This window comes from Tabrizicola piscis, from assembly GCF_003940805.1.
Taxonomy (GTDB): Bacteria; Pseudomonadota; Alphaproteobacteria; order Rhodobacterales; family Rhodobacteraceae; genus Tabrizicola; species Tabrizicola piscis.
Window position 1 is genome coordinate 3,758,074 of sequence record NZ_CP034328.1, and the last position, 22,452, is coordinate 3,780,525.

23 protein-coding genes are annotated in these 22,452 nt (G+C 64.4%); 13 read left to right on the forward strand and 10 right to left on the reverse strand.

The window, feature by feature from the left end:
* Window positions 1-3: 3 nt before the first annotated feature.
* A complete protein-coding gene (locus EI545_RS18265) occupies window positions 4-1,803 on the reverse strand; it encodes an aminopeptidase P family protein (protein WP_125326788.1) in 1,800 nt (599 codons plus the stop codon).
* A 76-nt stretch (window positions 1,804-1,879) separates the two neighbouring features.
* A complete protein-coding gene (cobT, locus tag EI545_RS18270; RefSeq protein WP_125326789.1) occupies window positions 1,880-3,748 on the reverse strand; it encodes a cobaltochelatase subunit CobT in 1,869 nt (622 codons plus the stop codon).
* Window positions 3,749-3,873: 125 nt separating this feature from the next.
* On the opposite strand from cobT, the gene EI545_RS18275 reads away from it, so the two are divergent.
* Window positions 3,874-4,257 carry a hypothetical protein gene (locus EI545_RS18275; RefSeq protein WP_125326790.1) on the forward strand — a complete coding sequence of 128 codons (384 nt, stop codon included), beginning with the start codon at window positions 3,874-3,876 and terminating at the stop codon, window positions 4,255-4,257.
* 118 nt (window positions 4,258-4,375) lie between these two features.
* Window positions 4,376-4,966 carry an NADPH-dependent FMN reductase gene (locus EI545_RS18280; RefSeq protein WP_125326791.1) on the forward strand — a complete coding sequence of 197 codons (591 nt, stop codon included), beginning with the start codon at window positions 4,376-4,378 and terminating at the stop codon, window positions 4,964-4,966.
* Between the two features lie 9 nt (window positions 4,967-4,975).
* On the opposite strand, the gene EI545_RS18285 is transcribed toward EI545_RS18280, so the two are convergent.
* The gene (locus tag EI545_RS18285) at window positions 4,976-5,347 is read right to left on the reverse strand and encodes a hypothetical protein (RefSeq protein ID WP_125326792.1); all 372 of its coding nucleotides are present in this window, start codon (window positions 5,345-5,347) and stop codon (window positions 4,976-4,978) included.
* A gap of 111 nt (window positions 5,348-5,458) precedes the next feature.
* A complete protein-coding gene (gene cobS, locus EI545_RS18290; RefSeq protein ID WP_125327691.1) occupies window positions 5,459-6,433 on the reverse strand; it encodes a cobaltochelatase subunit CobS in 975 nt (324 codons plus the stop codon).
* A gap of 188 nt (window positions 6,434-6,621) precedes the next feature.
* Between cobS and msrB the strand changes: the two genes are divergently transcribed.
* A complete protein-coding gene (gene msrB, locus EI545_RS18295) occupies window positions 6,622-7,077 on the forward strand; it encodes a peptide-methionine (R)-S-oxide reductase MsrB (RefSeq protein ID WP_125326793.1) in 456 nt (151 codons plus the stop codon).
* Window positions 7,078-7,134: 57 nt separating this feature from the next.
* Window positions 7,135-7,842 carry a hypothetical protein gene (locus EI545_RS18300; RefSeq protein ID WP_125326794.1) on the forward strand — a complete coding sequence of 236 codons (708 nt, stop codon included), beginning with the start codon at window positions 7,135-7,137 and terminating at the stop codon, window positions 7,840-7,842.
* A gap of 33 nt (window positions 7,843-7,875) precedes the next feature.
* On the opposite strand, the gene EI545_RS18305 is transcribed toward EI545_RS18300, so the two are convergent.
* On the reverse strand, window positions 7,876-8,514 hold the full coding sequence (locus EI545_RS18305) for a DnaJ domain-containing protein (RefSeq protein ID WP_125326795.1): 639 nt from the start codon (window positions 8,512-8,514) through the stop codon (window positions 7,876-7,878).
* Window positions 8,515-8,585: 71 nt separating this feature from the next.
* Between EI545_RS18305 and EI545_RS18310 the strand changes: the two genes are divergently transcribed.
* Both EI545_RS18310 and EI545_RS18315 read left to right on the forward strand, forming a co-directional pair.
* Window positions 8,586-8,837, forward strand: a complete 252-nt coding sequence (locus tag EI545_RS18310; protein WP_125326796.1) for a BolA family protein — start codon at window positions 8,586-8,588, stop codon at window positions 8,835-8,837.
* Between the two features lie 107 nt (window positions 8,838-8,944).
* Complete coding sequence (locus EI545_RS18315) at window positions 8,945-9,199, forward strand: hypothetical protein (protein WP_125326797.1); 255 nt, start codon at window positions 8,945-8,947, stop codon at window positions 9,197-9,199.
* A gap of 69 nt (window positions 9,200-9,268) precedes the next feature.
* On the opposite strand, the gene EI545_RS18320 is transcribed toward EI545_RS18315, so the two are convergent.
* Complete coding sequence (locus tag EI545_RS18320) at window positions 9,269-11,404, reverse strand: malate synthase G (protein ID WP_125326798.1); 2,136 nt, start codon at window positions 11,402-11,404, stop codon at window positions 9,269-9,271.
* A 154-nt stretch (window positions 11,405-11,558) separates the two neighbouring features.
* On the opposite strand from EI545_RS18320, the gene EI545_RS18325 reads away from it, so the two are divergent.
* The 3 genes from EI545_RS18325 to EI545_RS18335 are packed head-to-tail and all read left to right on the forward strand — an operon-like array spanning window position 11,559 to window position 12,866.
* Window positions 11,559-11,906, forward strand: coding sequence for an ArsR/SmtB family transcription factor (locus EI545_RS18325; RefSeq protein ID WP_125326799.1), 348 nt, complete (start codon window positions 11,559-11,561; stop codon window positions 11,904-11,906).
* Entirely contained in the window at window positions 11,896-12,387 is a 492-nt protein-coding gene (locus tag EI545_RS18330) for an SRPBCC family protein (protein ID WP_125326800.1), read from the forward strand. Before EI545_RS18325 ends, EI545_RS18330 begins: the two co-directional genes overlap by 11 nt.
* Complete coding sequence (locus EI545_RS18335; protein ID WP_125326801.1) at window positions 12,384-12,866, forward strand: SRPBCC domain-containing protein; 483 nt, start codon at window positions 12,384-12,386, stop codon at window positions 12,864-12,866. The genes EI545_RS18330 and EI545_RS18335 overlap by 4 nt, the downstream gene beginning before the upstream one ends.
* 50 nt (window positions 12,867-12,916) lie before the next feature.
* On the opposite strand, the gene EI545_RS18340 is transcribed toward EI545_RS18335, so the two are convergent.
* Complete coding sequence (locus EI545_RS18340) at window positions 12,917-13,072, reverse strand: DUF2256 domain-containing protein (protein WP_425471601.1); 156 nt, start codon at window positions 13,070-13,072, stop codon at window positions 12,917-12,919.
* 13 nt (window positions 13,073-13,085) lie between these two features.
* Window positions 13,086-14,588: an FAD-binding domain-containing protein gene (locus EI545_RS18345; RefSeq protein WP_125326803.1), complete on the reverse strand. Its 1,503-nt coding sequence runs from the start codon at window positions 14,586-14,588 to the stop codon at window positions 13,086-13,088.
* 113 nt (window positions 14,589-14,701) lie between these two features.
* Between EI545_RS18345 and pepN the strand changes: the two genes are divergently transcribed.
* Window positions 14,702-17,266, forward strand: a complete 2,565-nt coding sequence (pepN, locus tag EI545_RS18350; protein WP_125326804.1) for an aminopeptidase N — start codon at window positions 14,702-14,704, stop codon at window positions 17,264-17,266.
* Between the two features lie 3 nt (window positions 17,267-17,269).
* Here pepN and EI545_RS18355 read toward each other — a convergent pair whose 3' ends face one another.
* Window positions 17,270-17,785: a transglycosylase SLT domain-containing protein gene (locus EI545_RS18355; RefSeq protein WP_245990173.1), complete on the reverse strand. Its 516-nt coding sequence runs from the start codon at window positions 17,783-17,785 to the stop codon at window positions 17,270-17,272.
* A 206-nt stretch (window positions 17,786-17,991) separates the two neighbouring features.
* Between EI545_RS18355 and EI545_RS18360 the strand changes: the two genes are divergently transcribed.
* The 3 genes from EI545_RS18360 to EI545_RS18370 all read left to right on the forward strand — a co-directional run bounded on the left by EI545_RS18360 (window position 17,992) and on the right by EI545_RS18370 (window position 21,281).
* Window positions 17,992-19,173 (forward strand): hypothetical protein, encoded by a 1,182-nt coding sequence (locus tag EI545_RS18360; protein ID WP_125326805.1) that lies wholly within the window; start codon window positions 17,992-17,994, stop codon window positions 19,171-19,173.
* Window positions 19,174-19,236: 63 nt separating this feature from the next.
* The gene (gatB, locus tag EI545_RS18365) at window positions 19,237-20,748 is read left to right on the forward strand and encodes an Asp-tRNA(Asn)/Glu-tRNA(Gln) amidotransferase subunit GatB (RefSeq protein WP_125327695.1); all 1,512 of its coding nucleotides are present in this window, start codon (window positions 19,237-19,239) and stop codon (window positions 20,746-20,748) included.
* Between the two features lie 149 nt (window positions 20,749-20,897).
* On the forward strand, window positions 20,898-21,281 hold the full coding sequence (locus EI545_RS18370) for a DUF4177 domain-containing protein (RefSeq protein WP_125326806.1): 384 nt from the start codon (window positions 20,898-20,900) through the stop codon (window positions 21,279-21,281).
* On the opposite strand, the gene EI545_RS18375 is transcribed toward EI545_RS18370, so the two are convergent.
* Window positions 21,282-22,382 (reverse strand): pyridoxal phosphate-dependent aminotransferase, encoded by a 1,101-nt coding sequence (locus tag EI545_RS18375; protein WP_125326807.1) that lies wholly within the window; start codon window positions 22,380-22,382, stop codon window positions 21,282-21,284.
* Window positions 22,383-22,452: the final 70 nt, after the last annotated feature.

Below are 22,452 nucleotides of genomic sequence, written 5' to 3' on the forward strand. Positions count from 1 at the left end.
TCCTCAAAGCGGGGCGCAGGCAGCCTGCAACCAGACAAGGGTAGCAGGCGACACGCGATTGCCAAGTTTTTCCAGCACCTGCGCGTGGTAACCATTCAGCCAGTCCCGCTCACCCGGTGCCAGGGCTGCCCCCACGATCAGCCGCCGGTCGAACGGCACGAAGGTCAGCGTCTCGAAGGACAACTGCACCCGGTTGTCGCCCATGTCCGGCGCAGGTTCCACCACTATCAGGTTCTCCAGCCGGATGCCAAAGGCCCCCTCGCGGTAATATCCCGGTTCGTTCGACAGGATCATCCCGGGTTCCAAAGCCACCTCCGACAACCGGCTGATCCGCTGCGGCCCTTCATGCACGCTCAGGAACGCGCCCACGCCATGGCCGGTCCCATGGTCATAATCCTGCCCCGCCAGCCACAAGGGATAGCGCGCCAGCGCGTCAATATCCCGCCCGGCAACCCCTTTCGGAAACCGCACCCGGCTGATGGCGATCATCCCCTGCAACACCCTTGTATAGCAGGCCCGTGCTTCATCCCCCACGTCGCCAATCGCAATCGTCCGGGTAATGTCCGTCGTCCCGTCGACATATTGCCCGCCCGAATCCACCAGCAGCAACTCGCCCGACCGAACCGGCCGGTTGGTCGCCTCCGTCACGCGGTAATGGATGATCGCCCCATTCGGCCCCGCGCCGCAGATCGTGTCAAAGCTGATGTCATGCAGCGCATTCGTCGCCCGCCGAAAGCCCTCCAACGCCTGAACGACGGCAATCTCCGTCAGCGAGCCCTTCGGGGCTTGATCATCCAGCCAGCACAGAAACTCCGCCATCGCCGCCCCGTCGCGCAAATGCGCCTCGCGGGTCGCGGCAATCTCGGCGGGGTTCTTGCACGCCTTCGGCAGCTTGCAGGGGTCATCGCCCCAGACCACCTCGATCCCCGCCTCGCGCAGGATCGTGCTGACGGCCATTGGGGCTGACGCCTTGTCCACCCGTACCGGCCCCGTCAAAGCCGCCAAAGCCGCCGGGAACTCCTCCGGCGCGCGCACCGCCACCTCTGGCCCCAGATGCGCCCGCACGTCCGCGTCCAGCTTTGCCGCCGTGACAAACAGATCCACCCGCGCGTCTTCGTGCAGGATGGCAAACCCCTGAACCACAGGGTTCTTCGGCACATCGGCCCCGCGGATGTTGAGCAGCCAGCAAATCGAATCCGGCAGCGTCAGCACAGCCGACCTCTGCCCAGCCGTGCGCAGACCCTCGGCCAACCGCGCGCGCTTGTCCGCAGCCCTTTCCCCGACCAACGCGTCGGGATGAACGAACACCTTCCCCAACGGCGCGGCAGGCTGATCCGGCCAGATCGCGTCAATCGGATTTATAACTTCCGAGCAGATAGTTACGCCGCACTTTTCAAGTGATCTCTCAAGACGCTCGATCTCCTCACCCGTGTGCAGCCAGGGGTCAAAGCCAACCCGTCCGGTCCCCAGATGCTCGCGGATCCAATCCCCCGGCTTTACCTCGGGCCAAGGCACAGGCGTGAAGACGCCAAGATCAACCTGCGCCTTCACCTGCGTGCGGTAGCGCCCGTCGATGAACACCCCCGCCACAGCGGGAAGCACGATGCAGAACCCCGCCGACCCGGTGAACCCCGTCAGCCACTGCAACCGCTCATCCCGGGCGGCGACATATTCCCCCTGATGCACATCCGCGCGGGGGACCAAAAACCCGTCCAGCCCCACGTCGCCCAGCCGGGCGCGCAAAGCCGCCAGCCGGGGCGGCCCCTGATCAGGTGAGGCATGGCTTTCAAACCCTTGAAACATCCCTCATCCTTTCATTCTGGCCCAAATATCCTCGGGGGGTGAGGCGCAGAGCGCCGAGGGGGGCAGAAAGCCCCCCTTACCCCGCCCGCCGCAGGCCCAACGCCCGGGCGCGTTTCTTCGGGTCAACCTCGAACAGGCCCGCCAGCTGTTCGGTCATCGCCCCCGCCAACTGTTCCACATCGGTGATCGTCACCGCGCGCTGGTAATAGCGCGTCACGTCATGGCCGATGCCGATGGCGATCAACTCCACCGCCCGGCGGCGTTCGACCATGGCGATCACATCGCGCAGGTGCTTTTCCAGATAGTTCGCCGGGTTGACCGACAGCGTCGAATCGTCCACCGGCGCGCCATCGCTGATCACCATCATGATCTTGCGCGCCTCGGGTCGGGCCATCGCGCGGCGGTGCGCCCATTCCAGCGCCTCGCCGTCGATGTTTTCCTTCAGCAGCCCCTCTTTCATCATCAGCCCAAGGTTCGGTCGCACCCGCCGCCACGGCGCATCCGCCGATTTGTAAATGATGTGGCGTAGATCGTTCAGCCGCCCCGGCACCTGAGGCCGGCCTTGCGCCAGCCAGCGCTCGCGCGACTGCCCGCCCTTCCAGGCCCGCGTGGTGAAGCCCAGGATCTCCACCTTGACCGAACAGCGCTCCAGCGTCCGCGCCAGTACATCGGCGCAGATCGCGGCAATCGAAATCGGCCGCCCCCGCATCGAACCGGAGTTATCCAGAAGCAGCGTCACCACCGTATCGCGAAACTCGGTGTCCTTCTCCTGCTTGAAAGACAGCGGAGTCGTCGGGTTCGCCACCACCCGTGCCAGACGGCCCGCATCCAGCGTGCCTTCCTCAAGGTCAAAGTCCCATGACCGGTTCTGCTGCGCCTGCAGGCGGCGCTGCAGCTTGTTTGCCAGCCGGGATACCGCCCCCTTCAGCGGCTCAAGCTGCTGGTCCAGATAAGCGCGCAGCCGTTCCAGCTCGGCCGGTTCCGCCAACTCCTCGGCCTTGATTTCCTCATCGAAATCCGTGGTATAGACGGTATAGTTCGGGTCAGCGTCGGAATAGGGCGCGGGCGGGGGCGGTTCCAGCGGGGCTTCGCCTTCCGGCAATTCCGCCTCATCGCCCTGTTCCATGTCGGCGCTGTCCTCCATCGTGACTTGCGCCTGGGACTGGTCCTGCTGCTCTTCTTGGCTCTGCTCGGGCGAGGCTTCGGTCTCCTCACCCTCTTCCTCATCGCCGGAAGAATCGGGCGCGTCCTGATCCTGTTCGGCCTCGTCGTCGCCCGCGTCATCCTCGGGCGCGTCGGGGTCATCACCCAACTGGTCGCCATAGCCCAGGTCCGAGATCACCTTGCGCGCCAGACGGGCAAAGGCCGCTTGGTCGGCCAGCACATGATCCACCGATTCCAGCGCCTCACCGGCCTGATCCTCGATGAAGCCGCGCCACAGTTCCACCACATGCGCCGCCGACTTCGGCAGTTCGCGCCCGGTGGCAAGCTGGCGCACCAGATATCCGGCGGCGACCGACAGGGGCACATCACTGGACTGTGTGACCTGGCCATAGCCCTTGCGGTCGGCCTCATGCCCGATCTTGGCGTCGATGTTCCCGGCTGTCCCGGGCATGGTGCGCGCCCCGACCGCCTCGCAGCGGGCGGTTTCCATCGCATCATAGATTTCGCGCGCCAAAGGGCCGGTGGGCGCGTAGCGGGCGGATACGCCATCGTCATGATAGCGGCGGCGAAGCGCAAAGGCATCCGCCGTGCCGCGCGCCAGCAGCACCTCGTCCCGCGTCATGCGGCGCGACACCTGCGGCAGGCGCACGCCTTCCTTGTTCATGCCGGAGGGGTCGACCGAATAGGTCACTGTCATCTCGGGATCATCCGCCATCGTGCGCGTGGCCTCGGCCAGGGCTTTCTTGAACGGATCGGCGGGGTTGTCGCTGGGCTTGCTCATGCCGTCAGATAAAGCACCCTGACCGGGCGCGGGCAAGCCCGCGCCGTGGCCGGGGGCAGGAAAAACCTACTGTCTGGGCCAACCGGGGCAGGGTAAGCGACAGGCTACCACTTATGGAGAGCCCGATGCGCGCCAGTGTTCTTGTCCTCGCCTCTGCCCTGCCGCTTCACGCTCAGGCTGTCGATCCGCTGCCCAACTTCGATCTGGACGCCTCCATCACTTGCCTCGCCTACGCCGTGAACGAGATCGAGCGCACTCCAGAAAACGCCACCAGCCGCGCCGAATGGATGGTGTTCTTCTCGCGCCTGATCGCGGCCAAATCCGGCCCACAGGACCATGCCGCGTTCGAGGCCCGCTTTGCCGAGGAGTTGGAAGCCCTTCGCAACCCGATGTTCGACGTGAACCAGCCGGCAACACCCGAGGAGGCGGACGAAATCCTGACGGGCACCGGCAAGATGTGCTGGTTTCAGGCGCTTGCCGCCGAGGGCGGGCCTTACGAGGACCAATAGCGCACCTTTCCCGGTGCGCCTCTGCACAGACCCAGCGCGAGGGTGCGGAATTGGCAGAAGGACATTTGGCCGCAAATAAGGGAGTAGTGAACAACACCCCCAGTGAAGGAATTCTTCCATGGCCAGCAAACCCAAAATCGCCCTGATCATCGGCTCGACCCGCCAGCACCGTTTTGCCGACATCCCGGCGCAATGGATGTTGGCCCAGGCGCAAGCCCGTGGTGACATGGATGTCGAGATCGTCGATCTGCGTGACTTCAACCTGCCGATGTTTGATGAGCCCGCCTCGGACGCCTACATGCCGTCGTCCAACGCTGCCGCGGTTGCATGGCAGAAGAAGATCGCGGGCTATGACGGCTACATCTTCGTCGTCGCCGAGTACAACCACTCGGTCACCGGCCCGCTGAAGAACGCCGTCGACCAAGCCTATACCGCCTGGGCGAAAAAGCCGATGGCAGCGATTGCCTATGGCTCGATGGGCGGCGCCCGCGCGCTGGAGCATCTCCGCGGCATCGCGGTCGAGCTGCAGATGGTCCCGACCCGCAACGCCGTCCATATCGGCGGCGGCGACTTCTGGAAAGTGCACCCCGGCATGGGCGGCTCGGGCAACCTCGCCGACATCGAAGGCGCATTGCTGCCCTCGGCCAAGGCCACGCTAGACGACCTCGCCTGGTGGGCTGGCGCCACGATGGCCGCCCGCTCGGCCTGAGGCCTTTCCTTACGATTGACCAATCAGGTCGGCGCAGGCTTGCAAAAGCTGCGCCGACCGTTTCGCCGCCACCGCGTCCTGCGCGAAATAGGCCCGCGACAGCAGCGCCCCCTGCGCCGCCTTCGCCTCGACCCGCCACCCCATCGCGGTCTTGGCCATGTCCCCCGGCATCACCGCCGCGACCAGCTCCAGCATCGCATCCCGCCGATCCGCCGCCTGCTCTGACGCAGGCCCGTCGACCAGCCACTGATGCTCGACCAAGGCCGAATACCGCCCCGCGCAGACCGAAAAGTCGCGCAGCAACACATCGGCCACCCCAGGCCCGCCGGACAGCAGCCCCAAGGCAAGTGCAGTCAGAAAAGTTTCCAAACCGCGCGCCATTTCAGCATTGCACGCGCAAATCTGCACTTTTTCAAGGCAGCATTGAAACGCCGTGCCCAAATGAAAAAGGCCGCCCCACTGGGCGGCCCGTTCAGAGCGCGGTCTGCACCTTTACTTCATCGCCATGCTGGCAGCGCTTTCCGGCAGTTCCTCGGCAAAGCAGCGCTGGTAGAATTCGGCCACCGTCTGCCGCTCCAACTCATCGCATTTGTTCAGGAACGTCAGGCGGAACGCATAGCCCACATTACGGAAGATCTCGGCGTTCTGCGCCCAGTTCAGCACCGTCCGAGGGCTCATCACCGTCGACAGATCGCCGTTCATGAACGCCGTCCGCGTCAGGTCCGCAACGGTCACCATCTGGCCAATCGTCTTGCGGCCCTTCTCGGTGTTGTAATGCGGGCTCTTGGCCAGCACGATCGCCGCCTCGGCATCGTGGGACAGGTAGTTCAGTGTCGCCACCAGGGACCAGCGGTCCATCTGCGCCTGGTTGATCTGCTGCGTCCCGTGATAAAGCCCCGTCGTATCGCCCAGACCCACAGTGTTCGACGTGGCGAACAGCCGGAAATACGGGTTCGGTGTGATGATCTCATTCTGGTCCAGCAGGGTCAGCTTGCCGTCATGCTCCAGCACCCGCTGGATCACGAACATCACATCCGCCCGGCCTGCATCATATTCGTCAAAGACAATCGCCACCGCATTGCGCAGCGCCCAGGGCAGGATGCCCTCATGGAACTCCGTCACCTGCTTGCCGTCGCGCAGCTTGATCGCATCCTTGCCGATCAGGTCGATCCGGGAGATGTGCGAATCAAGGTTCACCCGCACGCAAGGCCAGTTCAGCCGCGCCGCCACCTGCTCGATATGGGTGGATTTCCCCGTGCCGTGATAACCCTGAATCATCACCCGCCGGTTATAGGCAAACCCGGCAAGGATCGCCAAGGTCGTGTCCGGGTCGAACTTGTAGGTCGGGTCCACATCCGGCACCCGGTCCGTCCGCTCGGCAAAGCCCTTCACACGCATGTCGGTATCAATGCCGAACACATCGCGGACCGAGATTTCCTCGGTCGGTTTCATCGCCTGATCCAGCATCACGTCGTCCAATCCATCGCTCCCGCGCCCGCTGCGCGGCCTGCCGCTTGTTTGGAACATATCTCGGGGGGGTTCAAGGGGAAGGGTCCGCGTTGCAACGCTTCCCAATCGCGTGACTGCGCAACTTCCCGCTAAGGGGATGCGTAGCTTCCAGCGTATCCTTAAGCCGACCCAGCTGGAGACGACCCATGCACCGCCGCCTGTTCCTTCTGTCCACCGCCGCGATCTTCGCCGCCCCCGCCATCGCCGCCGAAAGCTTCGAGGTCACCCTGACCGAGGCGGAATGGCGCGCACGCCTTGACGATCTCGCCTACCGGGTCCTGCGCGAAGAGGAGACCGAACGCCCCGGCACCAGCCGCCTGAACGATGAAAAGCGCGCAGGCACCTACCATTGCGCCGGCTGCGATTTGCCCGCCTTCGCCTCGGACACCAAGTATGACAGCGGCACCGGCTGGCCATCCTTCTGGGAACCCCTGCCAAACGCCATCGGCACCCGTGAAGACGGCGGCCTGTTCGGCGCCCGGACCGAGGTGCACTGCCGCCGCTGTGGTGGCCATTTCGGCCATGTGTTCAATGACGGGCCAAAGCCAACCGGTCTGCGCTACTGCATGAACGGGGCGGCGCTGGTGTTCAAACCGGCTTGACGGCACGGCCAGAAGCTCACCAACGCCGCTTGACGCAAGGACGCCTGCTCCGCAAGAGTGCAGCGGTCTGACCAGTCCTGGGGTATTCTTGCGGTGACGCTGATCTGGATGACCGACGTTCACAGGCGCATCCGAACTTCGCGCCCGCTGGCCCTGATGTCGCCCGGCCCGAATAGACCCATGCCGCCGAAAGAGGCGGTCGCGCTGATGGATCGGGTCAATTACTACCAACCGATCGAGGATGCCGAAATTCCCCGCCGCTTTTACCGGACGGTGAAGCTGAACGGTGTTGGTGACCGCGCATCCTGGTCGGCCTTTCCGGCGCTCACCAACTGCGGCTTCGCTTTGGTGAATGCGCGTGCGCGGTCCTGTCTTGATCGCCTTGCCTTGGGCACCAACAGCATCCTGCCGATCGAGATCTATGACAATGACGGGTCGACGTTCCTGCGCGATGACATTTCGATCCTTCTTTGCCGCGAACGCAAGCGCAGCATCGACCTTGATCGCAGCACGGCCTTCCGGAAGGCCTTTCCAAGCAGTCGCTTCCACACGCTTGATGTCCTGCGGGAAGAGCAGAACTCAGGGACAGTCCAGCTTCTGCCCGAGGCACTGATCGGGCCGGATCTCTGGATCGACCCGTTGGTCGGAGAGCGCCTGTTTTTTTCGGAAGCGGCTGCGCAGTCTTTCAGGGCTGCCGGGATTTTCAAGGACTTCAAAGCCAAGGCAATCTTCGCTGATCAGTGCAACAGCGGCCCTTGGGACTGAGGGATCAGGCCGCTCTGAGGTGGCCCGACGCGTCTACTCTCGGAAATACCTGCTGTCCTTCAGCTGGTCCCAGGCCCAGACGACCTCTTGCAGCCGCTCCTCGTCGGACCGGTCGCCGCCGTTCATGTCGGGATGCAGGTCCTTGACCAGAATCTTGTACTGCTTGCGAATCTCGGTCTTGGTCCAGGTGTCGCGGGCGTCCAAAATCTCGATCGCCTTGCGCTCGGTCGGCGGCAGCTTGCGCGTGGCCGTCGTGGCAAAGGCTGACCGTCCGGGGTTCTGCGTGGCCTTTTCGCCAAGCAGCGCCATCGGATCGTTCACCCCCAACCGCGCCCAGGCATTGCCATCGCCGATGCGGCTGAAGGGCTTGGTCTCGCGCTCCCAGACCCGGTCCTTGTCCAGAAACTTCTGGAATTCCTCATCGGTCGTGCCCTGAAAGAAGTTCCATTTCAGATTGTACTCGCGGATGTGGTCCTTGCAGAACCAGAAGAACTCATCCAGCAGGTCGGGCGATTTCGGCGCGCGATAGGCACCCTTCTCCTGACAGCCAGGATAGTCACACCCCTTGTCCGACGTCTCAAAGGCCCCGGACATGCCACGGCGCCCGGTTTTCTTGCGTTTCTTGTCGGCTGAGACGCGCAGATCGAACTCAAAGGGCGGGCGGTTGGTCATGAACGGGCCTTTCCGACTCGGGGCCATGAGCATAAGGCTTTCTGCGGCGGGTTGAAGGGGGTTGGACTGAAATGGCTGTGAAGGATGACATCGAAACCCGGTTGCAGGCGGCCTTTCAGCCGACAACGCTGGAAATACACAACGAAAGTCACAAGCATGCAGGCCATTCCGGTGATGATGGATCGGGCGAAAGCCATTTTCGCATCGTGATCCGGGCGCAGGCCTTCGCCCCGATGACCCGCGTCGCCCGCCACCGCGCCGTGCAGCAGGCGCTGGGTGACCTCAACCAACGCATTCATGCCATAGCACTGGACATCGGCTAGGAAACCGTCGGCGGGCGGGCGCTCGGAAGCCTTCGGAACGCACAGCGGATGGAACCAAGGCCGTGCCCGGCGGGTTGTACCTGTACACAGCCGTGAAAGGGTACCACATGTTCCCGCATCTTCGGATCTGGCTAATTGCGATTTGGACGTCCTCAGTCGCGGGGGCCGCGGTCATCCTCGGCCTCGCCCTTGGCCATTATGACGTCGCTACCTTCCTCTGGGCCGTCGCCGCGGGCCTTTTGATCGGCGTTCCTGCTGCCTTGTTGAACTGGGCCTATCTTCGCCCCAGACGCGCAAGCGCGGTCGGCGTGCTTGGTCAGGCCCCGCCCGACAAAAGCGTGGCGCCAGTCGTCAAACGTTAAGCTTTCCTGAATGGGCCCCGGTAACCCATTGACAATAGTCGTTTTGGAAGAGTGTCCCTGCCCGGGACACTAGCGATTCTTTGCCACCGCCCGCCAGGCATGCAGCACGGGCTCGGTATAGCCCGAAGGCTGCTCCCGCCCCTTGAAGACCAGGTCCATCGCGGCCCGATAGGCCTCTCCATCGAAGCGCGGCGCCATCGGCCGATAGGCCGGATCGCCCGCATTCTGCCGATCCACCACCACAGCCATTCTGCGGAAACCCGCCACCACCTCGGCTTCGCCCACGACCCCGTGATGCAGCCAGTTGGCCAGCGCCTGCGCCGAAATCCGGCAGGTCGCCCGATCCTCCATCAGCCCGACGTCATGGATGTCGGGCACCTTTGAACAGCCGATCCCCTGATCGACCCAGCGCACCACATAGCCAAGGATCCCTTGGATGTTGTTCGCCACCTCCTCGGCAATCTCGACCTCCGACCAATTGGCCCCGCTGGCCAGCGGCAGGGTCAGCAGATCGTCCAGCGTCGCCCTCGGCCCCCCGGCGGCGATGCGGTCTTGTACCTCCCCCACATTGACCCGGTGATAATGCGTCGCGTGCAGGGTCGCCGCGGTGGGGGAGGGGACCCAGGCGCAGCTCGCCCCGGCCTGCGGGTGCGCGGCCTTCTGGGCCAGCATATCCGCCATCAGGTCCGGCATCGCCCACATCCCCTTGCCGATCTGGGCGCGCCCCTTCAGTCCGCAGGCCAGACCGATGTCGACGTTCCTGTCCTCATAGGCCTTGATCCAGGCCTGCCCCTTCATGCTGCCCTTGCGGACCATAGGCCCGGCTTCCATCGAGGTGTGGATCTCGTCCCCCGTCCGGTCAAGGAAGCCGGTGTTGATGAAGGCCACCCGCGCCTTGGCCGCGCGGATGCATTCCTTGAGGTTGGCCGACGTCCGCCGCTCCTCATCCATGATCCCCAGCTTCACGCTGTTCGGCGGCAGGCTCAGTGTTGTCTCGACTGCGTCGAAGATGTCGCAGGAGAGTGCAACTTCGGCGGGACCGTGCAGCTTTGGCTTCACCACATAGACCGAGCCATGCAGCGAGTTCCTCGGGCCCTCGGTCTTTTGCAAGTCATGCATGGCGCAAAGGGTGGTGACGAAGGCATCCATCAGCCCTTCCGAAATCGCGGCCCCATCGGGGTCCAGCACGGCCGGTGTGGTCATCAGGTGGCCCACGTTCCGCGCCAGCATCAGGGACCGGCCCTTCAGTCGGGCCTCTGATCCATCGGGGGCGGTGAAGTCGAAATCGGGGGCCAGACGGCGGGTGATGGTGCGGCCGTCCTTGACCAGCATCTCTTCCAGATCGCCACGCATCAGGCCCAGCCAATTGGAATAGGCGGCAACCTTGTCCTCGGCGTCCACTGCGGCAATGGAATCCTCAAGGTCCATGATCGCCGAAAGCGCGGCTTCCAGCCGGATGTCGGCAACGCCGGCGCGGTCCTGCGCGCCGATCCGGTGGCCCGGGTCGATCCGCAAGATGATGTGCAGGCCGTTGTTTCGCAAGATCACGGCATTTGGCGTGGAGGCGGTGCCACGGTAGCCGACGAACTGGCCGGGATCGCGCAGGGCGGGAAGAAGATGCCCATTTTCAATGCGATAGGCGGCGACATCACGGTGCGATCCCTGTGCAAGAGGCACAGCGTCATCCAGAAAGTCGCGCCCCCAGGCAATGACCCGGGCCCCGCGGTCGGGGTCGTAGTCCTTTGCCTTTGGCACGTCCCCCAGCGCGTCGGTGCCGTACAAGGCATCGTAAAGGCTGCCCCAGCGCGCGTTTGCGGCGTTGAGCGCATAGCGGGCGTTCATCACCGGCACCACAAGCTGGGGTCCGGAAATGCGGGCAATCTCGGGGTCCACCCCTTCGGTTTCGATGGTGAAATCCGGGCCCTCAGGTTCCAGATAGCCGATCGCTTCCAGAAAGGCGCGGTAGCCGGCGGCGTCATGGGGCTGGCCGCGCCGGGCGATATGCCAGGCGTCGATCTGGGTTTGCAGGTCATCGCGCCGGTCCAGCGCGGCGCGAATCCTTGGGTTCAAGTTCCCAACCGCAGCGGCAAAGCCCGCCCAGAAGTGATCCGGCGTGATCCCGGTGCCCGGCAGGGCCTGCAGATCGACAAAGGCGGCCAGCCGTTCATCCACCGACAAGCCGGATTTCATCACATGCGCTGCCATGGCTCGCTCCTTTGCATACCGCTGCACACAATACGTGCTCCTGCAGGGCAGGGGCAAGGGCTGCGACAGGGCCGATCCCCGGCAGGGGCGGAACACTAAGTGATCTGGCTAAGTTTTTACTTGCCGCCTCCGATGATCTACGATACTTAGCATTATGGCTAAGCATGACCCTGACCTTTCGCTGCTGTTTCACGCCCTGTCCGACCCGACACGGCGGATGATGCTGGGCCGATTGGCGCGTGGGCCGGCACCGGTGACGGAACTTGCCGCGCCGACGGGGCTTAGGCTTCCGACGGTGTTGCGACATCTGTCGGTGCTGGAAGAGGCGGGGCTGGTGACCACCCAGAAGGACGGGCGCGTCCGGTCCTGCGCCTTTGTGCCGCAGGCGTTGCAGCCGATGCACGACTGGCTGGCCGAACAGCGCGCGATCTGGGATGCGCGGCTGGACCGGCTGGACGACTATGTGATGACCCTGATGAAGGAACGGAACGATGGACCTTGACCCAAAGCTTTCTCCCGATCTTGACCCCGAGCTTGACCTTGTCCTGACACGGGACATCAACGCTCCGCGTGATGTGCTGTACATGTGCTGGACGACGCCGGAACATCTGGTCCATTGGTTTGTGCCAAAGCCGCATCGGGTGACGGCTTGCGAGTTGGACCCACGGCCCGGCGGTGTTTGCAACACGACCTTTGAGGTAGAGGGCAACCTGATGGAAAACAAGGGTGTCTACCTTGAGGTCATCCCGAACGAAAAACTTGTGTTTACCGATGCCTATAGTGAGGGCTGGAAGCCTGCGCCCGAACCTTTCATGACCGCGATCGTGACGTTTCAGGATCTGGGCGGCGGACGCACGCGCTATACCGCCGTTGCACGGCACCGGACCCCCGAAACGGCCAAGGCCCACAAGGACATGGGGTTCTACGACGGCTGGGGCACGGTGGTCACGCAGCTGGAAGCCTATGCGCAGGGCTTGAAATGACTGGCGGGGACGCGACCGGGGTTGAACCCTCGGGCACCGAGGATCGCACCATGGTGCTGGAGAGGGTCATCCACGCCCCTGTCGCGGTGGTCTGGGGCGCGTGGATGAACCCGGACACCTTGCCAAAGTGGTGGGGGCCGGACGGGTTTTCGTGCCGCACCGCGCGGATCGACCTGCGGGCAGGGGGCGACTGGGTCTTTGACATGATTGCCCCGGATGGCACGGTATATCCCAACCACCACCGCTTTGGCGCGATCCTGCCCGAGGCGCGGATCGAATACGCGCTGCTTTGGGGCGAGAACGGACCGAAGCACGCGGATGTCGTGGCGACCTTTGTCCAGGAAGGCGCGGCGACCCGGGTCAAATTGACGATGGTGTTCGTCACCGCGAAGGAATTCGAGGAGGCCAAAGGCTTTGGCGCGGTGGAGCTTGGGTTGCAGACTCTGGGCAAGCTGGCGCGGGTCGTGGGCAGCGACTGACGGGGCCCGGAAATTTCAAAATTTCCGGGGCGGAGCCTTTGAAGGCTCCGTCACGATTTCTTTGAAGACATCGGGCGCTTGGCGTCGGACCGGCACCTGTCCGAGCAATACTTCACCTCATCCCAGACCTTTTCCCATTTCTTGCGCCAGGTGAACGTCTTGCCACAGGTGGAGCAGGTCTTTTCCGGCAGGTCTGACTTTTTCACCCCCCTTGGCATGTCACAGGTCCAGGGTCAGCTGGGCCGGGGATGCACCGCGGCGGGGGCTGCGGTCGTTCACAAAGCGCGGATCGGCGCGGCTGGCGTGGCGGGTGACGATGCGGGCTGCGGTATCCGCAAAGCCGCTGGTCTTGCGCGCCTGCCAGATCGCGTCGCGCGCGGCGCGGGCGGCGGTGGCGACGTCGATGATCGGCTCGGGGTAGCGGTGGCCCAGAAGGCGGCGGGCGTCGGGCCATTTCCACGGTTCGTGCAGGAAGGCGTCGGGCACGGGCGCCAGTTCGGGCAGCCATTTGCGGGTGAAGGCGCCGGTGGGGTCTTGGTCCAGGCCCTGCTTGATCGGGTTGTAGATCCGGGGAATGTTGATGCCTGTCGTGCCCGATTGCATCTGCACCTGCGGCCAGTGGATGCCGGGTTCATAGTCGGTGAACATTCGGGCAAGGTGCGCGCCGCTGGCCTGCCAGTCGAGCCAGAGGTGATAGGACGCGACCGAGGTCACCATCGCCCGCATCCGGAAGTTCAGCCAGCCGGTCGCACGGACATAGCGCAGACAGGCGTCGAGAAACGGCAAGCCGGTTTCGCCGACGGCCCAGGCGTGGAGGCGGGCCGGGTCGTTTTCGCGCGGGCGCAGGATGGCGGTGGGGTGCAGATCGCGGCGTTCGATGGAGGGCTGATCCTCCAGCTTCTGGATGAAGTGGTCGCGCCAGGCGAGGCGGGACTGAAAGCTGGTCAGCGCCCCGCCCCAGCGGCCGCCGGGGCGTTCGGCTTGGCGCGCTGAGGTGGCCTGCACCACCTCACGCAGGGAAAGGGTGCCCCAGGCAAGGTGGGGTGACAGGCGCGAGCAGGCCCGTTCGCCCGTGAGCGGCGAGGACATGGCCGCCCGGTAGGTTTCGCCCCGGCGGGCTAGGAAGCTGTCAACGAGGTCAAGGCCACGTTCGCGCCCGCCCAGCTGGCGGTGGGGGCAGGGGTCCGGGGCCAGTTTCAGCGCGCGGGAGGTGGGGATCAGACCGGGCTCCACCCCGTCAACGGCTTGCAGGGCGGGGGGCGGCAGCACCGGCCCGGCCATGAACCCATCGCGTTGCCGGGCCCAACCATCGCGGCTGGCAAGGCGGCGGACGACGCCCGATTGCGGAAGTTCCGTCCAGATCACGCCCGCGCCGCGCGCCCAGGCCGCGACGCGGCGGTCGCGGGCATAGGTCCACAGGTTGCCGGTCTCTTCATGGCTGACGATGCGGTTGATCCGGTACTGACGGCAAAGGCGGTCCAGCACCGTCTCGGCGTCGCCCACCCTGACGACCAGCGGTGCGCCTATCGCCCCAAGGTCGGCCCGCAACCCGGTCAGGCTTTCGGCGACAAAAGTCCACTGCCGCGCTGAGGCGTCCGGTTGGGCCCAAAGGTCAGGCTCAACAATGTAGACCGGCAGCACGGGGCCCAACCCTGCGGCAAGCGTCAGTGCCGGGTGGTCATGGACGCGGAGGTCACGCTTGAACCAGACGAGAACATTCATGGAACAAAGAGATAGACCAACCGCCAGATTCGTAAAGCCGCAAAAGACTGTTGCTGGCAATTCCCTTGCGCCCGACGCACCAGCCCCTAGCTTGGCGTGAGAGGAGGACCCGCATGACCGCAGCGCAGAAGACCATCCATCTGGCCGACTATCAGCCGTTCACGCATCTGCTGGACGGGGTGGAGCTGACGTTCCGCCTTGCGCCTTCGGCCACGCGCGTTGTCGCAAGGCTGGCCTTCCGCCCGAACCCCGCGCGGCCGGGCCGCCATCCCCTGAGGCTGGATGGTGAGGGGCTGAAGCTGCTGTCGTGCCAGCTGGATGGCCAGCCCATCACGCCAAAGACCGACAAGCGCAGCCTGACGATCCTGGCCAAGGATCTGCCCCAGGGGCCCTTCACCCTGGAAACCGAGGTTGAGATCGCGCCTGACGCCAACACCGCGCTTGAGGGGCTTTACATGTCGAACGGCATGTATTGCACCCAGTGCGAGGCTGAGGGGTTCCGCAAGATCACCTATTACCCCGACCGCCCCGATGTGATGGCCCGGTTCAAGGTGCGGATCGAGTCTGACCTGCCGGTCCTGTTGTCCAACGGCAACCCGGTGGCCAAGGGCAAGGGCTGGGCCGAATGGGATGATCCCTGGCCCAAGCCCGCCTATCTGTTCGCGCTGGTTGCGGGCGATCTCAAGGCGCGGTCTGGCACGTTCCGCACCTTCTCGGGCCGGAAGGTGGCGCTGAACGTCTGGGTGCGTCCGGGGGATGAAGACCGCTGCGCCTATGCGCTGGACAGTCTGATCCGGTCGATGAAATGGGAAGAAGAGGTGTACGGGCGCGAGTATGACCTTGACGTGTTCAACATCGTCGCCGTCGATGATTTCAACATGGGCGCGATGGAGAACAAGGGGCTGAACATCTTCAACTCGCGCTATGTCCTCGCCAGCCCGGAAACGGCGACGGATGAGGACTATGCCCGGATCGAGGCGATCATCGCGCATGAGTATTTCCACAACTGGACCGGCAACCGGATCACCTGCCGCGACTGGTTCCAGCTTTGCCTGAAGGAAGGCCTGACCGTCTTCCGCGACCATCAGTTCAGCGGCGACATGCGGTCCGCTGCCGTGCGGCGGATCGAGGATGTGGTCGCCCTGCGCGCCCGCCAGTTTCGTGAGGATGCAGGGCCGCTTGCCCACCCGGTGCGCCCGGAAAGCTTTGTCGAGATCAACAATTTCTACACCGCCACGGTCTATGAAAAGGGTGCCGAGGTGATAGGCATGCTGAAGACGCTGGTGGGCGATGCGGCCTACAAGCGGGCGCTGGACCTGTATTTCGATCGCCACGACGGCGATGCCGCCACGATCGAGGACTGGCTGAAGGTTTTCGAAGATGCGACCGGACGCGATCTTTCACAGTTCAAGCTGTGGTATTCCGAAGCCGGCACGCCGCGTCTGAAAGTGCAGGACGATTGGACGGATGGGGTGTATACCCTGACGTTTGCTCAGGAAAACCCAGCCACACCCGGCCAACCCACAAAGCAGCCCAAGGTCATCCCGATCAACGTTGGTCTTTTGAACCCGAACGGCGACGAAGTGGTGCCGACGATCATGCTGGAGATGACGCGGGAAAGCCAAAGCTTCCGCTTCGAGGGGCTGGCGGCACGGCCGATCCCGTCCATCCTGCGGGGGTTTTCTGCGCCGGTCATTTTGGATCGCGCAGTGGCCCCTTCCGAACGGGCCTTTCTGCTGGCGCATGACACCGACCCCTTCAACCGCTGGGAGGCGGGGCGGGCGCTGGCCAAGGACGTGATGGTCGACATGGTGACCAAGGGCGCCGAGGTCAGCGCCGACTGGCTGGACGGTGTGGCGGCCGTGGTCTTTGACGAGAGCCTTGATCCGGCCTTTCGCGCGCTGTGCCTGCGGCTGCCGGCCGAGGATGACATGGCCCAGACCATCCACGCCGCCAAGCGGGTGCCCGACCCCGGCCGTATCCACGCCGCGCGGCGAGAGATGCTGGGGGCATTGTCGGTGCGTCTGGGTGAGAGGTTGCAGCGGCTATACGACAATCTGGATGATGGCGCACCGTTTTCACCGGATGCCGGTCAGGCCGGGCGGCGGGCCCTGCGGATCGCAGCGCTGGGCCTGCTGACGCGGCGGGATGGCGGCAAGATGGCCTCGCTGGCCTTTGCCCGGGCCAAAAGCATGACCGAATCCATCGGCGCGCTGTCTGCGCTGCTGGATATCCGGCAGGGGGCGGCAGAGGTGGCGGCTTTTGCCACGCGCTGGGTCGGTGATCGCAACGTAATGGACAAGTGGTATTCCCTGCTGATTTCCCATGCCGAGCCGGCCGAGGCGGCGCCCCTGACCGTGCGACTGACCGGCCGTGACGACTTTGACTGGCGGAATCCGAACCGCTTCCGGTCAGTCATCGGCGCTCTGGCGGGCAATCATGCCGGGTTCCACCATCGGTCCGGGGCGGGCTATCGGCTGGTGGCGGATTGGTTGATCCGGCTGGACCCGCTGAACCCGCAGACCGCCGCGCGGGTATCGACAGCGTTCGAGACCTGGCCGCGCTATGACGCAGCCCGCAGGCGCCGTGCGAAGGCGGAACTGGAGAGGATACTCACCACCCCGACCCTTAGTCCCGACCTGCGAGAGATGGTTGAACGGATGCTGGCGGGGGGCTGAAGATCAGCCAGCCCTGCAATAGGGCTGTTCGCTGGTCCAGGTTGCCATCGCAGCCCGCTTTTCCGAGCTGCGCAGGGGGGCCCAGTCGCGCCCGATGCCCCGGTTGCCGCCGCCCGCGACAAGGCCGTCCTTGGCGACTTGGGTCGACATGATCTCGACCGCGCATTCCAGATTGGATTCGCCGTCCTTCAGCGCGCCGACGGACGTCGCCTCGCAGCCGTAATTCGCGGCTGACCGGGGCGAAATCTGCATCAGCCCGATCCAGCGCCCACCCCCGCCCGAGGCGGCGGGGTTCCAGGTGCTTTCATACTTGGCCACCGCCGAAAGCAGGCCCGCCCAGAACGCACGGCGCGCCTCGATCGGGGCTTCGGGATAGGCGGGGCACCAGGTTTCGATGTCGGCAGGCACCTGTTGCGACAGAACCGAATCCTTGGTGGACAGGGCGACAAGGGTGGATTCGGTCCATTCCTCGCCTTCCGGATGGTGGTCCCAGCCCATCGGAGGGGCCACAAACGACATTTCATCGGACGGCTTGCTTTGCATGCAGGCTGACAGCGAAGTCACCAGAAGGACTAGGGAAATTACACGCAGCCTTCGGCCCGCGTCACTTGAACTCCACCGCATTTCCATCTTTCCGCCCTGATCTTTGTAAACAGTCCGTCAACAGCGGTGCTGGACACCGCCTCGGGAATGACTTGATGTTGATTACTCCGTCCCTTCTGCACGTGAAAACCCACGCTGGTCGCGGTCGGCAGGAACCTGCCGTTCCGCTGCGCCCGGTCGGGTTGGACCGGGGCTTTCAGGTCGACGGAATGACGGCTGAGCAGGTGCTGGGCCGGCTTGACGCCCCGGTGCTGCAGCAGGGGCCGGAAATGACCGAATGGCAGTGCATCCGGGCGGATCACACAGCCATGGCCGACGCCGGAGAATGGGCCGACCTGCTTGAGGCGCTGCGCTTTGCCGATCAGGACCGCACCATGGCCTCGGGCGGCCACCGCGTCGCGCCGCTGATCAGCCAGGGGATCCGCGCAGGCTTTGACGCTGCCATCTCGCGCAAGGACCTTGCCGCCGCGACGATCGAACTCACCCGCTTCGAAGCGGTGTTCGAGATGTTTCCCGAAGACTATGTCGCTGCGCATCTTCTGGCGCAGGTGCAGATCGATCTGGGCAGCGCCAAGCGTGCAGTGGCATCGGAAGGCCAACTGTCCCGCGATCTTTGGGCTGAAAGCACGGCGCATTTCGAAGCGGCCGAAGAATTGCTGGATGCCTTCGACCCGATCGAGGAGATGTCACCGCTGCTGGCGGCAACGCGCTATCTGCTGGTGCGCGGGATCGAAGATGGTGCCACCCTTTGCCGCGACTGGTACGAAGACTGGTGCGACCTAGACCCCGAAGACGCCTCGGCCCACGCTACGCATGCGATTCACATGCTGCCCGACTGGTTCGGGTCCCTTGCAGCTTTCGAGAAAGAGGCCCGCAAGGCCGCGGCGATGACGGACCATGCGACAGGGCAGGCGGCCTATGCGATCTTTCACATGACGGCACGCCAGCAGTTGGGCGACATGCTGCCGACGGTCGATCTGGTGCGCTTTCTGCGGGCGCTGACCGACTATCAGGCCGCGACCGGCTGCCAGCACCGGGCGAACATCGTCGCCAGCCTTCTGACAAACCTGATGCGCGACTACCGCCTTTGCGGCCCAACCTGTGCCTATCAGTTGACCAAGGTCCGCGCCGCCCTGTCGGACGTTCTGTGGAACCGCCTGCATGAAGTGCATCTGGACCGCTGGGAAAACGGTGCCGACAGCCTTGCCTTCGCCTTGGGCGAGGTTTTTGGTCCGGCGTTGAAACGGGGTGCCCGGATCTGCCGCCGGGGTACGGGGCTTGGCACCCGCGTGCCGCGCAACTGACGCCCCCTTGCCCAGCGACCGCGCCCGGCCTAAACCGGGCGTCAAAGTTGCTTCGGAGGCATGATGCTGGACCACGCCATAACCGCGCCCAAACCCAAGGTGATCGCAGGCGCCAAGGGTGATTGGGAACTGGTGATCGGGATGGAAATCCATGCCCAGGTTTCGTCGAACGCCAAGCTGTTTTCCGGCGCGTCCACCACCTTCGGGGCCGAGCCGAACTCCAACGTCGCCTTCGTCGATGCCGCGATGCCGGGGATGCTGCCGGTCATCAACGAATTCTGCGTCGAACAGGCCGTGCGCACCGGGCTTGGGCTGAAGGCGCAGATCAATCTGATGTCGGCCTTTGACCGGAAGAACTATTTCTACCCCGACTTGCCGCAGGGCTATCAGATCAGCCAGCTTTATCACCCCATCGTGGGCGAGGGCGAAGTGTTGGTCGAAATGGGCCCCGGCGTGGCCCGGCTGGTCCGGGTGGAGCGGATTCATCTGGAACAGGACGCGGGAAAGTCGATTCATGACATGGACCCCAACCTGTCCTTTGTCGACTTCAACCGCACGGGCGTCGCGCTGATGGAAATCGTCAGCCGTCCCGACATTCGCGGGCCGGAGGAAGCAGCGGCCTATGTGACGAAACTGCGCCAGATCCTGCGCTATCTGGGCACCTGCGATGGCAACATGCAGAACGGCAACCTGCGGGCCGACGTCAACGTCAGCGTCTGCAAGCCGGGCCAGTATGAGAAGTATCAGGCGACGCAGGATTTTTCCCATCTGGGCACCCGCTGCGAGATCAAGAACATGAACTCCATGCGGTTCATCCAGTTGGCCATCGACTATGAAGCCCGCCGCCAGATCGCCATTCTGGAGGATGGCGGATCCATCGTGCAGGAAACCCGGCTTTACGACCCCGACAAGAACGAAACCCGGTCGATGCGGTCCAAGGAAGAGGCGCATGATTACCGCTATTTCCCCGACCCCGACCTTCTGCCGCTGGAGATCGAGCAGGCCTGGGTTGATGACATCGCCGCGCGGATGCCGGAACTGCCGGACGCCAAGAAGACCCGCTTCATGGCCGATTATGGTCTGACCGACTATGACGCCGCCGTGCTGACCGCCGAACTGGATGCAGGCCGGTACTTTGACGACGTGGCCAAGGGCCGTGACGGCAAGCTGGCCGCGAATTGGGTGATCAACGAACTGTTTGGCCGCCTCAAGAAGGAAGGCCACGACATCAGCGAAAGCCCGGTCTCGGCGGCACAGCTTGGCGGGATCATTGACCTGATCACGGCGGGCACCATCTCGGGCAAGCTGGCCAAGGACCTGTTCGAGATTGTCTATACCGAAGGCGGCGATCCGGCGGCCATCGTGGAAGCGCGCGGGATGAAGCAGGTGACCGATACCGGCGCCATCGAAGCGGCGGTGGATGCGATCATCGCGGCCAACCCCGAGCAGGTGGAAAAGGCCAAGGCGAACCCGAAACTTACGGGCTGGTTCGTGGGTCAGGTGATCAAGTCCACCGGCGGCAAGGCGAACCCGGCCACGGTCAACGCGCTGGTCGCGGCCAAATTGGGGCTTTAGGCTACCACAAATTGCGGGTGGCGCAGCTGCGCCGCCCAGATGCTGCGGCTGTTGCCGGACAGGCGCGGTCGCTTTGGAAAACCGTTCCGTGATTTGAACTTGGTGGCAAAATCCCCTATCACTTGCGCAACGAAACCGGGAGAAACCCGATGCAGCGGTTTGAATACAAAGTCATTCCAGCTCCGAAGCGGGGCGAGAAGGCAAGGGGGGTCAAGACCACCGAAGACCGCTTTGCCCTGGCATTGACCAACCTGATGAACGACCTTGGCGCCGAGGGGTGGGAGTACGTCCGCGCCGACGCGCTGCCCTGTGATGAGCGGGTTGGCCTGACCGGCACCAAGACCACGTTCCAGAACGTTCTGGTGTTTCGCCGCGTCCTTGGCGCGGTCGAGGCGGCGGAGCGCCCCCCGCTGCGGCTTTTGCTGCAAGAGCCTGCTGCCGCGCCAACCCCCCGGCTTGGGCCGGCTGAGACGCCGCTTTCCGCAACGGCCCCCGCGGTCGGGCCGGTAAAGCCCAACCTTGCGGCCGAATGATCAGCCTGCGGCTTTCAGCGCCTGCGGCAGGGTCTCTTCAACACTATCAAGCGCCCGGTCATCGCCAAGGCTGATCCTGATGCATCGGTCAAGCGGAGCTACTCCGGGCATGCGGATGAAGACCCCCCGCGCGCCCATCTCTGCCAGCACTCTGCGCGCAAAGTCCCCGTCGCGGCCACAGTCCATGGTGACGAAGTTTGTCGCTGACGGAAGCGGCAGCAGCCCGTTGGAGTGGGCAATCCCCGAAAGCCGTGCTCGGGCGGCAAGGGTGCGGGAGCGGACCTCTGCCAGCCACGCCTGATCGGCCAGAGCCGCCAGCGCCCCGGCCTGTGAGAGGCGGGACATTCCGAAATGGTCGCGCACCTTGTCGAAGGCGAGCGCCAGATCGGGGTTGGTGATCGCAAAGCCCACGCGCGCGCCGGCCAGACCGTAGCCTTTGGAGAACGTCCGCATCCGGATCACCTGCGGATGATCCGGGGCGATCTGCGGCACCGTGCCTTGCGGGGCAAGGTCGGCATAGGCCTCGTCCAGGATCAGCAGGGTATGGTCAGGCAGATTGGCGACCATCTCCTCGATCACGGCGGCCGGATGGTGGCTGCCCATCGGGTTGTCGGGGTTCGCCAGATACAGCAACCGCGCCTTGGTGGTCCTGGCCGCCGCCAGAAGCCCGTCGATGTCTTCATGGTCGCCCTTGTAGGGCACGCGGGTCAGATTGCCGCCATATCCGGTGACATGGAAGTTGAACGTCGGATAGGCGCCCAGGCTGGTGACGACTGGGGTTCCCGGTTCCAGTGTCAGGCGGCAGATCAGGCCCAGCAGCCCGTCAATCCCCGGACCAACCGCGACATGCGCCGGGCTGATCCCAAGATGGGCGGCAAGGGCCTGTTTCAGATCATGGTTCTCCGGATCGCCATACATCCAGGCGCCAGCTGCGGCCTCCTCCATCGCCTTTATCGCCGCGGGAGAGGGGCCGAATACCGATTCATTCGCCCCCAGTCGCGCGCGGAAGGGGATGCCGCTTTGACGCTCCAGCGTCTCGGGCCCGGTGAACGGCACGGTGGAGGGAAGCGATACGGCATGCGGTGTCAGAAAACGGCTCATGCCGGAAAGCTGGCACGCGGCCCCTTCGGGTGCAAGGGGCTGGCATGCCCCCGCTTTCTCTTCTTCAAAT